At 35.3% G+C, this 16110-nt stretch carries 13 protein-coding genes, 1 pseudogene and 1 riboswitch; all 14 genes and pseudogenes read left to right on the top strand.

Annotated elements, in window-relative coordinates:
• Positions 1-486 precede the first annotated feature (486 nt).
• The 14 genes and pseudogenes from GGQ92_RS10500 (at position 487) to GGQ92_RS10435 (ending at position 16101) form a co-directional block, all read left to right on the top strand.
• Positions 487-1496, top strand: a pseudogene (locus GGQ92_RS10500) (LacI family DNA-binding transcriptional regulator).
• 84 nt (positions 1497-1580) lie between these two features.
• A complete protein-coding gene (locus GGQ92_RS10495) occupies positions 1581-2396 on the top strand; it encodes a sugar phosphate isomerase/epimerase family protein (protein WP_343068811.1) in 816 nt (271 codons plus the stop codon).
• Positions 2397-2411: 15 nt separating this feature from the next.
• Positions 2412-3626 carry a substrate-binding domain-containing protein gene (locus tag GGQ92_RS10490; protein WP_184248273.1) on the top strand — a complete coding sequence of 405 codons (1215 nt, stop codon included), beginning with the start codon at positions 2412-2414 and terminating at the stop codon, positions 3624-3626.
• A gap of 36 nt (positions 3627-3662) precedes the next feature.
• Complete coding sequence (locus tag GGQ92_RS10485) at positions 3663-4829, top strand: levoglucosan dehydrogenase (RefSeq protein WP_184248270.1); 1167 nt, start codon at positions 3663-3665, stop codon at positions 4827-4829.
• A 53-nt stretch (positions 4830-4882) separates the two neighbouring features.
• Entirely contained in the window at positions 4883-6391 is a 1509-nt protein-coding gene (locus tag GGQ92_RS10480; RefSeq protein WP_221437297.1) for a sugar ABC transporter ATP-binding protein, read from the top strand.
• Positions 6369-7325: an ABC transporter permease gene (locus GGQ92_RS10475; RefSeq protein WP_184248264.1), complete on the top strand. Its 957-nt coding sequence runs from the start codon at positions 6369-6371 to the stop codon at positions 7323-7325. The genes GGQ92_RS10480 and GGQ92_RS10475 overlap by 23 nt, the downstream gene beginning before the upstream one ends.
• A gap of 17 nt (positions 7326-7342) precedes the next feature.
• Entirely contained in the window at positions 7343-8488 is a 1146-nt protein-coding gene (locus tag GGQ92_RS10470; RefSeq protein ID WP_184248261.1) for a Gfo/Idh/MocA family protein, read from the top strand.
• A gap of 10 nt (positions 8489-8498) precedes the next feature.
• On the top strand, positions 8499-9470 hold the full coding sequence (locus GGQ92_RS10465; RefSeq protein WP_184248259.1) for a sugar phosphate isomerase/epimerase family protein: 972 nt from the start codon (positions 8499-8501) through the stop codon (positions 9468-9470).
• Positions 9471-10424: 954 nt separating this feature from the next.
• Positions 10425-10528: riboswitch (SAM riboswitch) on the top strand.
• 330 nt (positions 10529-10858) lie between these two features.
• Positions 10859-11965, top strand: a complete 1107-nt coding sequence (locus GGQ92_RS10460; RefSeq protein WP_184248256.1) for a 5-methyltetrahydropteroyltriglutamate--homocysteine S-methyltransferase — start codon at positions 10859-10861, stop codon at positions 11963-11965.
• A gap of 79 nt (positions 11966-12044) precedes the next feature.
• On the top strand, positions 12045-12314 hold the full coding sequence (locus GGQ92_RS10455; RefSeq protein ID WP_184248253.1) for a glutaredoxin family protein: 270 nt from the start codon (positions 12045-12047) through the stop codon (positions 12312-12314).
• A 186-nt stretch (positions 12315-12500) separates the two neighbouring features.
• Entirely contained in the window at positions 12501-13514 is a 1014-nt protein-coding gene (locus GGQ92_RS10450) for an MsnO8 family LLM class oxidoreductase (protein ID WP_184248250.1), read from the top strand.
• Between the two features lie 30 nt (positions 13515-13544).
• Positions 13545-14063, top strand: a complete 519-nt coding sequence (locus tag GGQ92_RS10445; protein WP_184248247.1) for a GNAT family N-acetyltransferase — start codon at positions 13545-13547, stop codon at positions 14061-14063.
• 12 nt (positions 14064-14075) lie between these two features.
• Positions 14076-15263, top strand: coding sequence for an amidohydrolase (locus GGQ92_RS10440; RefSeq protein WP_184248244.1), 1188 nt, complete (start codon positions 14076-14078; stop codon positions 15261-15263).
• A 22-nt stretch (positions 15264-15285) separates the two neighbouring features.
• Positions 15286-16101 (top strand): MetQ/NlpA family ABC transporter substrate-binding protein, encoded by an 816-nt coding sequence (locus GGQ92_RS10435; protein ID WP_246384370.1) that lies wholly within the window; start codon positions 15286-15288, stop codon positions 16099-16101.
• Positions 16102-16110: the final 9 nt, after the last annotated feature.

The following is a 16110-nucleotide window of genomic DNA, read 5'->3' as shown; positions in this document are numbered from 1 at the left end:
TTTACTTTAATTCATTTTTTGAAAGAATAGAAAGATTTATACTTTATTCTTATAAGTTTCTCTAACCTTATAATTAGCCAGTCTAGTAAAAAAAAGTTTAAAAAAACAATCATTTTTTTAAATAACAAAAAAACAATTGACATTTTAACTCTAAGTTGATAGTATTTACGTAAATTATAAGAAATAATCCTTTAAATAGCATTTCGAAGGACTGTATATAAAAATAACATTTGTTTCAGTAAAAAAATCGTAAAAACAACTAGCGCCTTTAATTGGTATGCTGAAAAGTAATATCGATACGTTTCTTGAAAAAAGGTTTAAAAATATAGTAAGTAAAAAAATCAAAAGTGTTTAATAATAGATTGTTAAAACGAAGGTTCAGCGGTAATAGTTAAGTCTTAGGAAAGATGCTGTTAAATTCACTATAATTGAAAACGATTACAAAACAGGAATATTTTTATTTACTAACAAAGTGAGGGATCAAGTATGGTTAAGATGAGGGATGTGGCAGCATATGCAAATGTATCAACAGCTACTGTATCTAGAGTAATAAGGGACCCTAAAACGGTAAAAGAAGTTACTAGATTAAAAGTGTTAGATGCCATTGAATCATTAAATTATCAACCGAATATGGTAGCGAGGCAATTTAGGACGAATAAAACAAAAAACATTATTGTTGTGGTTCCTGATATCACTAATCAATTTTTTCCAAAGTGTTAAGAGGGATTGAATATGTTGCAGTAGAAAATGGGTATCAGGTACTGCTAGGTGATACAGAAAATGATGAGGATAGCGAGGCTAGTTATACAGAAATTTTAAAACAAAGACTAGCTGATGGGATGATTTTATTAACAGCTAGAATGAAAGAAGAGAAGTTAGTTGAAATGGCAAAGTCTTATCCGATTGTCTTAGGCTGCGAGTATTATGAAAATGAAAGTATTCCATCAGTCACGATCGATAATATAAGTAGTGCTAGAAAATTGACAGATCATTTAATTAATTTAGGACATACCAGAATCGGTCATATTACTGGCCCGATGAATGTAATTCTTAGTAAAGATAGATTAAAAGGATATTTGCAAGCCTTATCAACTAAACAGATTGAAAGTCAAAGTCTGCTTATACAGGAAGGTGACTTCACCTACGATTCAGGCTATAAACAAATGATAAAATTACTGTCTTTAGAAAATCCACCAACAGCTGTTTTTGCGGCAAGTGACCAAATGGCAATGGGTGCGATCAAAGCTGCTAAATCTAGAAATTATAGAGTCCCCGAGGATGTAGTTGTAGTAGGATTTGACAATATAGAAATGTCATCCATTTTTGAGCCAAGTATAACAACAATTGCTCAACCCAAATTTAGTTTAGGTAAAAAAGCTATGGAACTTTTGCTTAATATTATAGATTCAAATAATAGTTTAATTCAAAAGCAGTATGTTTTAAATGATGAATTAATTATTAGAGAGTCTTGTGGAGCTAATTATGAAAAACACTAAAATTATAATTTTAAGGGGGTGATATTCCCTATAAATGTAATCGATTGCAAAAAAAGACCCTATTTAAATCTGTAATGTTAAGGAGTGATCAACTTGAAATTAGGTTATGTAACGAATTGCTGGGGAGGAGTAGTTGGACATCCAGGGGGGGTAACATCAGTTAAAGATGCATACTACCTTGCAAATGGATCAACAGAAGAAGCACTAAGTGACTTGAATTCACTAGGGTATCAAGGATTTGAGATTTTTGATGGAAACCTAATGCAGTATGAAAATTCCAAAGAAGATTTTAAAAATTTAATGAAAAAAAATGAACTAACCCTTATAGGTGTGTATACTGGTGCGAATTTCATTTACGATGAAATTCTAGATGAAGAGCTTGCTAAGATAAATAAAGTAGCACACTTAGCCAATGAATTTGGTGCAAAACACCTGGTTATCGGAGGTGGCGCTATTAGATCTGCAGGTATTAATGATACCGATTACAAAAAGTTAGGGGATGCATTAGAGAAGGTAAAAGTTGTAGCTGAAAACCATAATTTATTAGCGAGTTACCATCCTCACTTAGGTTCAACAGTAGAAACAATTGAACAAACTAGAGAGTTGATAAAACACACAAGTATTCATCTATGTCCTGACACTGCTCATTTACAAGCTGCTGGTAGTGATCCGGCTGAATTCATTAAAGAATTTAAAGACAGAATTCAGTATGTTCATCTTAAGGACTTTGGTAATGACAACTTCCAACCATTAGGAGAAGGAACGCAGAATCTAACTCAAGTAATAAAAGAATTAAAACATATGAATTACAATGGTTGGATAACTGTGGAACTAGATAGCTATTATGATCCAAAAGAAGGTGCGAAAATTAGTAAGAATTACTTACAAAAAAATTTATAAAAAGGGGCGTTATCTATGAAAAACAAATTATTAATTTTTTTAATGGTAATTATTTTAGGTGTTGTCTTAGCAGCTTGTAATAGCAACGATGATGTTTCTTCTGAAAACGATAATCAAGCAACAAATGGCGAAGAGAGTGGAGATGAAAATCAACAAGAAAAATCACCAAGTGACGAGGAGATTACACCGATTACTGTAAATCAAAATATTAGTGCAGATAGCGTAATTTCAAGTACTGGACCAAATGGTGAAGAAGCTGTTCCTGCAACAACATTAGAACTAACAGTAGAAGATATTGAAAAAATTAGAGAAGGTAACTATAAGGCTGCAATTGTCATGCACTATGCAGGTAATGATTGGTCAACTGCTCAAATTGATGGCTTAGAAACAGCGTTTGAAAAAATGGGAATAGAAGTAGTGGCAGTTACAGATGCGCAATTTAAACCTGAAAAGCAAGCATCTGATATTGAAACAGTATTAGCACAAGATCCGGATATTATCGTTAGTATCCCAACAGATGTTGTATCAACAGCATCAGCATATCAAAAAGCGGCGAAGCAAGGTGTGGAACTTGTATTTATGGACAATGTGCCAGACGGTATGCAACATGGTGAAGACTATGTAAGTGTAGTATCAGCCGATAACTACGGTAACGGTATAGCAGCGGCAGAAATAATGGGTGAGCAATTAAACGGAGAAGGCAAAATTGGAGTAGTGTATCATGATGCTGATTTCTTTGTAACTGCACAAAGAGTGGAAGCTTTTGAAAAAACTATTTCAGAAGAGTATCCAAATATTGAAATAGTAGATCGTGGTGGAATTTCTGATCCTGAGGATGGTTTGGATGTCGCATCAGCAATGTTAACAAGTAATCCAGATTTAGACGGTATATTTGGTGTATGGGATGTACCTTCTGAAGGGATTTTAGCAGCAGCTAGAACAGCAGGTAGAGAAGATATAGTGATTACAACAATTGACCTTGGCGCAAATGTAGCCTTAAATATTGCTCAAGGTGGACCAATAAAAGGTCTAGGAGCACAATTACCTTATGTTCAAGGTACATCAGAAGCAATTTTGGCAGGTTACGCCTTATTAGGTAAAGATACGCCACCTTATGTAGCAGTACCTTCGCTAAAAGTTACCCAAGATAACTTATTAGAATCATGGGAAATGGTTTATAATTCATCAGCACCTCAAGAAATTATAGATGCAGTAGATGCAGCAGAATAATAAAGTGAAAATGTTAATAAGATTAGGGGGATTACAATGAAAACTTTAAATGTAGGAATGATTGGTGCTGGCTTTATGGCAAAGGCTCACGCTTTAGCATATACAGGGATGCCAATGTACTTTTGGCCAGCTCCAGCGAAATTTAACAAAATGATGATTGCAGATGTAACAGAGGAACTGGCAAAGGATGCGGCGAATCGTTTAGGATTTGCTGATTACACTTCTAATTGGAAAGATATTATTGACAATCCTGAAATAGATGTTGTTGATATTGTTACTCCAAATAACTCTCATGCAGAGATTGCAATTGCGGCGGCTAAGGCAGGGAAGCATATTATTTCAGAAAAGCCTCTAGCCAGAGATGCAGCAGAATCTAAAACTATGTTAGATGCAGTTCAAAAATACGGAGTCAAGCATATGGTTGCATTTAATTATCGTAGAACACCAGCAGTTGCATTAGCTAAAAAGATAATTGAGGAAGGAAAGATTGGTAAAATACTAAATTTTAGAGGAACCTATTTGCAAGATTGGTCAGCAGATCCAAATTCTCCTCTTTCATGGAGGTTTAATAAGGAAATTGCGGGTTCGGGTGCATTAGGTGATATTGGAACACACGTAATTGATTTTGCTAGATATTTAGTTGGAGAAATTGATGAAGTAATGGCAACAGCAAAGACTTGGATACCTGAAAGACCAAAGCAAGATGGTGGGCTTGACAAATTAGGAACAATAAAATCCGGTGCAAATGTACCTAAAGGTGAAGTAGATGTCGATGATGAAATAATGACAATGCTTCGATTCAATAGTGGTGCTGTTGGAAGTATTGAAGCTACAAGAAACGCTTGGGGAAGAAATAATTTTCTGACATTTGAAATTCATGGTGAAAATGGTTCAATTTACTTTAACTATGAAAGGAGAGACGAACTACAAGTGTGTTTCTCCAGTGACTCTGATGGTGAACGAGGCTTTAAGACGATTTACACAGGTCCTAATCATCCTTATGGTGAAGGGCTATGGCCAATTCCAGCTTTAGGTATTGGTTATGCAGACACTAAAATTATAGAGGTGCATGATTTAGCTAAAGCTATTGTAGAAGATTCTTCTGCGTCGCCGAATTTTGATGACGGTTACCAAATCGCACTTATTTCGGATGCTATATTACAATCATCCGAGGATGATAAGTGGATTCGAATAGAACGCTAAATTCAATTACAAAGGGATCATTTGATCCCTTTGTATTATAAAGGGTGATGATTTTGACACAAACAATTTTAAAGATGGAAAAAATAAATAAATCTTTTAATGATGTAGTAGTTCTAAATGATGTAGATTTTGAGTTGAAAAAAGGGGAAGTTCATGCCCTGATGGGCGGAAATGGTGCAGGGAAATCCACTTTGATGAAAATATTAACGGGTGTTTATACTGCCAATTCAGGTAATATATTGATTAATGGCGATCCAGTGAGAATTGAAAAACCACAAGATGCACAAAATGCAGCTATTGCCATGATATTTCAAGAGTTTAGTGTAATTCCAACCATGTCTATTTCTGAAAATATGTTCTTAAATCGAGAAGAACTTAAAAAAACTGGCTTTATAAATCAAAAGCGACTAAATGAACAAACTAAAGAATTATTGAGAGAATTAAATATTAAAGTTGATCCAAATACTAAATTAGAGGAATTAAGTGTTGGTTATTGGCAGATGACAGAGATTTGCAAAGCGTTATCTCAAGATGCCAAAATCTTAATTATGGATGAACCAACTGCTACTCTTACAAAGAAAGAAACAACTGTGCTTTTCCAACTAATTAAAAAATTAAAAAGCAAAGGAATTTCTATTATTTATATATCTCATCGGATGGATGAAATCTATAAAGTGAGTGATCGGATTACTGTATTAAGAGATGGTAAGCACGTTATAACTTCTCCTGTAGACGATCTGCCGATGAAAAGCTTAGTTTCACATATTGTCGGACAGGATATGGGTGATAGCTTTCAATGGAAAGAGAGAAAGAATCCTTTTTTAGATGAAAGTAATCCAGTTTTCGAAGTCCAAGATTTACATTCAGGGTCTAAAGTAAATGGATTGTCTTTTAAACTGTTTAAAGGTGAGATATTGGGTATTGCAGGGTTAATGGGCAGTGGTCGAACAGAAATGTCAAAAGCGGTGTTTGGTATAGATAAAATTGATACTGGGACAATCAAAGTGAATGGAAAACCAATAAAGATATCGAATCCTCAAGACGCCATGAATGAAGGTATTGCATTAGTACCAGAGGATAGAAGGGTGCAAGGTTTAGTATTAGAACATAGCTTGAGAGAAAATATAATGTTACCTATTTTAAATAAAGTATCAAAGTTATCAGTCATTAAAAATAAATCTGTTAATGATGTATCAGAAAGATTTATTAAAAAATTGAATGTAAAAACTGATGATATATATAAGACAATGAATTTACTATCTGGTGGTAATCAACAAAAAATAGTTCTTTCGAAATGGTTAGCAAATGATCCGGATATCCTTATATTAGACGAGCCAACAAATGGTGTGGATATTGGAGCTAAATCTGAAATTATCGAAATAATTAAAGAATTAGCCGATCAAGGTAAATCCGTTATTGTTATTTCGTCAGAGTTGTCTGAGCTATTAGCTGTTGTAGACAGAATCCTGATTTTTAAGGAAGGCAAAGTGGACAGAGAGATATATAGAAAAGATATTGTTCAAGAGGAGGATTTAGAACATGCAATCCAAAATGAAAATTAACAAACAGTTACTTAATTGGCGTAAATATATAGTTTATATTGCATTCGTATTAGTGTTTATCACTTTTTCAATTACATTAAATGATAGTGGCTTTTTAACATCAAATAATCTTTTAAATATTGTTAGGCAAACAGCAATGATATCAATAATGGCAGTTGGTATGACATTGGTTATTTCTAGTGGTGAAATAGATTTATCAGTAGGGTCTATTACTGCTTTGTCATCAATAATTACTGCTATGGCATTACAATCCTTTGGCTTGTTTGGAGGAATAGTAGCCGGTCTAGGGACAGGGGCATTATTAGGTTTAGTGAACGGCCTCTTAGTATCTAAAGTTCTAATTCCTTCCTTTCTAGTCACCCTGGGAATGATGGAGGTTGCTCGTGGTCTTGCGATGTGGATATCAGGAACAGCTCCAATACCTATCTTAAATCAATCATATAATTTTATATTCGGATCAGGATCAATTTTAGGTTTACCCATGTTATTTATTTGGACCATACTTTGTGTGGTTATGGGGCATTTTGCACTGAAACATATGAAATTTGGTAGAAAAGTTTTAGCTACTGGTGGTAATGAGAGTGCGGCAAAGTTTTCAGGAATCAATACTAAGAAAATTAAGTTGTCAGTCCTAGTGATTTCAGGGACTCTAGCAGGCTTTGCAGGGATGCTTTATGCTGGTAGATTACAAGCTGGAAGATTTACTTTTGGTGAGGGTGATGAATTATCAGTAATTGCTGCAGTTATCTTAGGTGGTACGAGTTTGTTTGGTGGCGTTGGTACAGTGATTGGTACAATTATGGGTTCGATATTAATTGGTACAATTAATAATGGGCTAATACTTATGGGACTAGATGTTAGTCAACAAATGATTATTAAAGGGGCTATTATTATATTAGCTGTGGCATTTGGTAGGAAAACAGCAACAAAATAGAAAGGAGTAAATTAGTAATGAAAACAATTAAGACATCAGTTATAGGTTCTGGTTTTTCTGCTACTTCACATATTGAGGCGTTAAAGCGAATTCCCAATGTACAAGTAATAGCGGTTGTATCTAGATCACTAGAAAGGGCAGAGAAACTAGCTAAACAGCATGCTATAAAATATGCATATGACGATGTGACAGACTTACTAAACAATAAAGAAATTGAAGTAGTTCATAATTGTACTCCTAACTCTCTCCATTATTCTCTGAATAAACAGATTTTGGAATCAGGAAAGCATGTACTTTCTGAAAAACCTTTAGCTTTAGACAGTAATGAATCCTCTGAACTAGCAAATTTAGCGAAAGAAAAAAACTTAGTTAACGGGGTTTGCTTTAATTATCGACATTATCCGCTGATTAAGGAATCGAAGACAAAAATTGCGAATAATGATTATGGAAAACCGCATTTAGTATCAGGGGGTTACATTCAAGATTGGTGTTTATACCCATCTGATTATAGTTGGAGAATGGATTCAACATTAAATGGACCCTCAAGAGCAATAGCTGACATTGGTTCACATTGGTGTGATACCATACAAAATATATTAGGTAAAAGGATTGTTCGAGTTTTTGCGGATTTAACAACTGTTCATAACAAAAGACAGAAACCGTTTAACGAGGCTTCTACGTTTTCAAATAATAGCCATGAACAGTATCAAGAAGTCCATATAGATACTGAGGATGCTGGTCACGTATTAATACAGTTTGAAGACGGGGTAAAAGGAATGTTTAATGTTTCGCAAGTTAGCGCAGGAAGAAAGAATAATTTTCATTTCGCTATTTCTATGGCAGATGGAACATTAAGTTGGGATCAAGAAAAGCCGAACGAATTATGGATTGGAAAACGCAATCAAGCAAATGAGCTATTAGTAAAGGATCCTGATTTACTAACTTCTGAGGCTCGATCCTTAGCGCACTATCCAGGTGGACACCAAGAAGGATGGCCCGATGGTTTGAAAAATTTATTTATTGACTTTTATGATCATGTTAGAAATCCTAAATCTAGTGAGCAACATGATTATTCCACATTTGAAGATGCGCATTATATTATGAAAATAGTTGATGCCATCCTGAAGAGTAATGAACTAGAAAGATGGATAGAAATAGAGTAGGAGGATTTTTATGAAGTTAGGTGTTTTTACAGTATTATATCAAGACTTACCATTTAAAGAGATGTTAGATAAAGTAGTCGAAATGGGTCTTGAAGCAGTGGAGTTAGGAACCGGTTATTATCCTGGAAAAAGTCATTGTGACCCGAGCTACTTATTAAATAATCCTCAAGCATTAGATGAATTTATTGCTGAGATAGATAAGAGAAATCTTATTATAAGTGGATTAAGTTTTCATGGTAATCCGCTTCATCCCAATAAAGAGATTGCTAAAGTCTCTCATGAGGCATGGAGAGATACAGTGCTGTTAGCCGAAAAATTGGAAATTGATACAGTAAATGGTTTTTCGGGGTGTCCAGGCGATCAACCAAATGCAAAATATCCGAATTGGGTAACATGTGCATGGCCACCGGAGTATCAAGAGATGCTGAATTGGCAATGGGATGAAGTAGTAATTCCATATTGGAAAAAGGAATCACAATTCGCATTGGCTCACGGTGTGAAAAAGATAGCATTTGAGATGCATCCAGGCTTTGTTGTTTACAATCCAGAAACCTTACTTAAGTTAAGAGAAAGTGTAGGGGAGTGTATCGGCGCTAACTATGATCCTAGTCATTTAGTTTGGCAGGGTATTGATCCTATAGAATCTATTAAAAAATTAGGTAGGGAAAATGCGATCTTCCATTTTCATGCAAAAGATACTTTTTTAGATAAATCGAATATCAAATTAAATGGAGTATTAGATACTAAGCATTATGGCGAAATATTAGATCGATCGTGGACTTTTAGGTCAGTTGGATACGGCAATGATGAAAAATTTTGGAAAGATATTATAAGCACTCTAAGGGCTGTTGGATATGACCATGTATTATCAATTGAACATGAAGATATGCTGGCATCTGTAGATGAAGGTTTAGGAAAAGCTATCGATTTGCTAAAGCAATGTTTATTTAGTGAAGATGTTGGTGAAATGTGGTGGGCTTAACCCTATTGAAAGTGACTTATTTAATTTAAATCCTTTCATTTAGAATTAAATAAGTCAAAGAGGGTGAAAAAATTGAGGACATTAAAAATATCTAATTGGTATATTGGTTGGAAATATGGTGGTATTTTATTTTTGGCCTTAGCATTCGTTATCATTACAGCTTGAAAAATTCCGCAGTCAAAGTAAAATCATCGGCAGTACAAGTTGAGATACAATGCAGGAATTAGTAAAAGGGTCAGAATCTCAGGCTAGTGATACTAATAATCTTTCCAACTTTATGAAAAACTTTACTGAACCGGTTATTCAATCTGAGCGAGTAGGTTCTATAATAACTAAATCTTCTAAATAGGTTAATGAAATGACTGCCACAGGTAAAAGCTAATGTAGGAAACACAAGTTCAAATAGAAATCATTGGTAGAATAGTAAAAACTGCTGTAGATAATGTGGAAGGATTAGATGAAAAATCGCAAGAAATTACTAATCTGATTACGGTAATTAAAAATAAAACTCTTTTATTAGAGAAGGTCTTTCATCAGTTCGCTAAACTGTTGAAAGGCCTTTTCGTGTGTTCATAGGTAAGTAAATCTTATGTGTTTTGGATATTATAGACAGAAGCATTGAGATAACAAATACATCATATCTTGAGAAGTGATTTACTATTACTGAGATTGGTTTATTATCTTTATTAATTTCTCCACCGATATTTTTTCATTCACCTGTTTCCTCGTTTAAATAGAAAATAGCGATGTTCTTATCTATAAACTCATCATCAATTGCTAGTGTTAAGACATACGGCCCTTCATAATTTTCCTGTCCTTGTGGAAGTAAGAATAGAATTAGTCTTAAGCATAGTTGAACGGAATGGCAAAAAATTTTTAGAATAAATAGAAAAATGTATTTGACAAATGGAAAGGGTGAGTGTAATATAAATTAAAATTTAATAATTAGTTATTTTCTTATCCAGAGAGGTGAAGGGACTGGCCCGTTGAAGCCTCGGCAACAGACTGATATCAGTACTGTGCCAATTCCAGTAAGCCAAGTGCTTTTAAGATGAGAAGAGAGTAGTAAAGCTAAATTTAACCTCTTCTTGTTTCTAATAGGAAGAGGTTTTTTAATATTTAACTTTTGCTATGAGCTAAGGTCAATCTCTTCTGCTTGGCAAGAAAAATTCTTGTAACACAAATAATAAATTAGCCGATTAGACAACTAAAGGCATCTAATGTTTTCCAATCTTGATTGGGAAACGTTAGATGCCTTTTGGCTTTTAAACTGCATTTTAGGAGGTGAATAACCTATGAATCTCAAAGCTTTGTAGTATCAAATTCTGCGAAGTCTGACAAAAAATATTGGCTAGTGTACAAAAAATAAAACGAAAGAAGGTATGAAAATGTCAATTACATTAACGAAAGCGCCATTTAGAGCAGATCATGTCGGAAGTTTATTACGTCCAGAGAGTATACATGAAGCAAGAAGGGAATTCCAAGAAGGCAAAATTACAGCAAAACAATTACGTGAAATAGAGACAAAAGAAATCAAGAGAATCGTTGATAAACAAATTGAAGTTGGATTGGAAGCAGTAACTGATGGAGAATTTAGACGGAGATTTTGGCATACTGATTTTTTAGAGCATTTAAACGGAATAGAGGGCTATGTGCCAAGTGTGGGGTATATCTTCCATGGTAATGAGGAAACAGAAAGGTACAATATCCGCAATACAGGAAAAGTTTCTTTCAATCCAGAGCATCCATTTATTGAAGATTTTATTGAATTTAATGAAATTGTTGATGGTCGTGCAGTTGCGAAACAAACGATACCTAGTCCAAATCAGTTGTTTAACGAAGGGATAATTAATGAGGATATTTATCCTGACATTGAGGAATACGCTAATGATGTTATTCAAACATATCGCGACGCTTTACGAGCTTTCTACGATGCTGGTGTTCGTTACTTACAGTTTGACGATGTGTATATTGCAGGTCTTTCCTCACCTGATATTCCATTTAATGATGGGAAATATTCTAGAGAAAAACTCATTGAACTTGCTTTACGTGTGATAAATGAAGTATTGGAAGGAAAGCCTGAAGACTTAGTTGTAACGACACATTTATGCCGTGGAAATTACCGATCGAATTGGGCATTTGAGGGAAGTTACGAAATTATTGCACCAACGCTATTTGCGAAGGAAAAGGTAGATGGATTTTTCTTGGAGTATGATGATGAGCGTTCTGGAGATTTTAAGCCTTTAAGTTACATCCCAAAAGGAGGTCCAAAAGTGGTGCTTGGGGTCTTTACGTCTAAACATGGTGAAATTGAGGATAAGGAATTTATTAAAGCACGAATCAAGGAAGCATCTAAATATGTGCCACTTGAACAAATTGCTATAAGTCCACAATGCGGATTTGCTTCTACCCATCATGGTAATAAAGTAACGGAAGAAGAACAATGGAGAAAACTAAAATCCATAGTTGATTTATCTAAAGAAATTTGGGGATAAGATTTAATCCGTCTTTACGATAGGATGACTAATTGGCCTAGAGAAGATATAAAAAATATTAAATAAAAGAGGAATCTAGATGGCAGAGAATAAAAATATTGTGGTTTGGTCGAAACAAGGGTGTAGTTATTGTGAAGAAGTGAAGACATATTTAGAAGGTAAAGAGTTAGATTACCAAACGATTGATATAACAGAAAATGAAGACCGAAGAGATATTTTAAAGGCTAAATACGGAATTCGCCATGTTCCTGTTGTGGAAATTGGCCGAGGTAATGTATATGAAGCAGTAACAAAAGTAGGAATAGAACATTTGGAAAAGTTGTTGCAAAGAGTTAATGAAACGTCCTAGTTATTTAAGAGGAACGTAAGAAACGGAAAAAACGTAAATAGAATCCATTAGAAAGTAATCAATTCAAGAATGCAAGCTAACAAACAAAATACACCTTGCCGATTAGACAACTAAAGGCAGCCTCTATTTCTAAGGGAGTGGAGTGCTGTCTATTTTTAATTCTTTGGAGAAAATGGAGGGGATATCGTGGACTACAAACTTGGAATTCTTGATCAGAGTCCTGTCTTCAAGGGAGAAACAGCAACGGATGCCTTTCAACATACGATTAAGTTGGCAAAAAAGGCTGAAGAATGGGGATACTCCCGCTTCTGGGTATCGGAACATCACAATATGGAACAAGTAGCAGGATCTTCTCCAGAGGTGTTAATTTCACATTTATTAGCACATACAAATAACATCCAATTGGGTTCAGGTGGAGTGATGTTACAACATTATAGTCCATATAAAGTTGTTGAGAATTTTAATGTCTTGGCAACACTCGCTCCTGGAAGGGTAGACCTAGGGATAGGAAAGGCACCTGGTGGATTACCGTTGTCAACGAAAGCCTTACAGAATGGACCTTTCAATAATGAAAATGAATTTAATGAGCGCATAAAATTTTTGAAAAGGTTGGTCGATGAGACGATTGAGCAAAATCATCCCTTGGCAGGTATTCAAGCGCTACCCAAGCCAGATAAGAAACCAGATATATATTTACTTGGAGGAAGTGTCAATAGTGCCCGACTGGCAGCTAAATTAAAGGTCAATTTTGTTTTTGCGGGATTTTTAAATAGTAATGAAGAGATTATCAAAGAAACAGCTTATTCCTTTAAGAAAGACTTTAAAGATGGAAAATTCATCGTTGCCTTAACTGTACTTGCAGCACCAACTCAAGAAGAAGCGGTGAAATTAGCAGAGGATCATAAATTATTCATACTACACCTTCATAATGGCCGGACATTAACTGTACAGACAGAAGAGCAAGTAAAGGCATACGAAAAACAAGCAGAAGGACCGTTTGAGGTTCAAGAAAAGACAGCAGAGATAATCGCTGGCACACCCGAATATGTTACGCAGGAATTAAATCGACTACACCAGCTTTTTCATGTGGATGAGTTTATGTTACATACACCGATTTGGAAAGAAGCGGAACGGTTCCGTTCGTTTCAATTATTAAGCCCCATTGAAATAATGGCGAGAGTGGAAGCCACACAATCTTAAGGAGGTTAAAACCTGAAATGGAGGGGAGCAATGAGCAAATTAATGAACAATCAAATCATTGTTAAAGAGTTGGTTAGTGAGGATGCGGAAGCAGTACGGCTACTATTGATTGAAAGCTATCAACAGTATGAGCATTATTTCACTCCCCAAGCATGGGAGGAGTATTCCAATCGAATTGTTTCATCTATTGATAATCCGAATGTAGATATTATTTTTGTAGCTGAGCTTGAACAGCGAGTTGTTGGTACCTTGCAGTTATTTCGCTCAGGAGTGGAAGCATATGAAATTCCAGAACTTCAGATTCAAGCACCTATTATTCGGTTAGTGGCAGTTCACCCAGAAGCGAGAGGCCGAGGTGTTGGTAATGTCTTACTAAATAACGCAATTCAAAAAGTAAAAGCTCTTGGTGAATCAAGCATCTATTTGCATACAACTGATTTTATGGTTCATGCAGTCCAACTATATAAGAAATTAGGTTTTCAAAGAGATAAAACAAACGATTTTTCTAGAGGAAATATGGTTTCTAAGTGCTACAGATTAGATCTTTAGAGGAGGGATGGTATGCTTTCATCCGATTTAAACGAATATTTGATTGCAATTCGGCGTCATTTACATCAATATCCGGAATTATCCACACAAGAATTTGAAACAACAAAATTTATCAAAGAAAAATTGGATGAGATAGGGTTAAAGATAAGTAACACAAGCATGAAAACAGGAGTATTTGCAGAATTACAAGGTGAAAGTTCTGGACCAACCATTGCACTTCGAGCGGATATTGATGCATTACCAATCGAAGAACAGACAGGTTTACCCTTTGCATCAAAGATAAAAGGTGTTATGCATGCTTGTGGTCATGACTTCCACACTGCTGCATTAATAGGAGCAGCTGCTCTACTAAAAAAAGATCTAAAGAAGTGGAAAGGCAAGATTAGATTTCTATTCCAGCCAGCCGAAGAAATTGGTGGAGGAGCAGAACAGGCCATTCGTGACGGGCAACTTGAAGGAGTGGAGGCTATCATTGGTCTCCATAATAAACCTGATTTACCAGTTGGGACAATTGGTGTAAAAGATGGGGCTCTTATGGCGTCGGTGGATCGTTTTCATATTACAGTGACTGGTAAAGGTAGTCATGCTGCAATTCCGCAAAATGGAAAAGACTCGATTCTTGCAGCATCACAGGTCGTTTGGGCACTTCAGTCCGTTGTAAGCAGGAATATATCTCCGTTGGAAAGTGCTGTCGTAAGCGTGACAAAAATAACAGGTGGAAGTACTTGGAATGTCATTCCAGGGGAAGTAACACTCGAGGGGACAATACGAACATTTAATGATCAAATTCGTGGAGAAATTAAAGAGAGGGTTAAAGCAATCGTTGAGAATACTGTACGTGCTCATTCTGGGGAAGCAATCGTGAATTGGTTTCCAGGACCTCCACCATTAATTAATGATACAGAAACAATAGATCTAGTAAATGAAGCAGCCAAAAAACAAGGTTTAAAGACTATCGAAGCTCAACCAACGATGGGTGGTGAAGATTTTGCCTTTTATCTGCAAGAAATTCCGGGTGCGTTTGTTTTCTTTGGCACAAACGGAAATGAAGAATGGCATCATCCTTCTTTTACGATAGATGAATCAGCAATCATTAAAGCATCCTACTTTTTGTATGAAAGTGCCTTAACTTTATTAAATGTAAAGCGAGATAATTCACATGATAAGAAAAAAATAAATCAGGTTAATGTAGTGAAATAAATTTAAATAGGGGGAAACAGAATTGAAAATTAAATATGCTTTTCTTTTTGTGATGGTGTTTATTGGATTAATTATAATTGCGGGTTGCGGTGGAGATGTAGCTTCCGAAAATACGGAAGAAAATATATTGAAAATCGGAGCTTCTTCCGTACCACATGCCGAAATATTGGAGTTTATTGCAGGTGACTTAGAAGATGATGGGATTAAATTGGAAATTGTGATTACTTCCGATGGTATTCAAACGAATCAGCAAACAGCGGATGGCGATTTGGATGTGAACTTCTTTCAACATACTCCTTATCTGGAACAAGTTAATGCCGATAGTGGACTAGATTTAGTAGTCGTGGAAGGGATTCACATTGAGCCATTTGGAGTGTATTCAAAGGAGATTGATTCGATTAATGAATTATCAGATGGTGCACAAATTGCAATCCCTAACGATCCATCAAACTTTTCAAGAGCACTCTTGCTTTTTGCGGATAATGGCATTATTAAATTGGATGAATCGAAATCAGGTGACTATTTACTAGAAGACATTACGGAAAATAGTAAAAACCTCGAATTCGTTCCAGTAGATTCACCACTCTTAGTCCATTCGCTTGATGATGTAGAAGCTTCTGCCATTAATACGAATTATGCGTTAGAAGCTAATTTTAAGCCTCTTGAGGATTCTTTAATTATAGAAGGCGAGGACTCACCATATGTCAATGTACTTGTGTCTCGTCCTGACAACAAGGACAGTGTACTGGTACAAAAGCTTGTTGAAGCATTAAAAAGTGAAAAGGTGAAAGAGTTTATATTGGAGAATTACGAAGGTTCCGTCGTACCTGTGTTCTAATACAAATAA

Source organism: Gracilibacillus halotolerans (assembly GCF_014206945.1).
Classification (GTDB): Bacteria; Bacillota; Bacilli; order Bacillales; family Amphibacillaceae; genus Gracilibacillus; species Gracilibacillus halotolerans.
The sequence above is the reverse complement of the archived record's forward strand: the minus strand, read 5'-3'. Positions and strand labels throughout refer to the sequence as shown.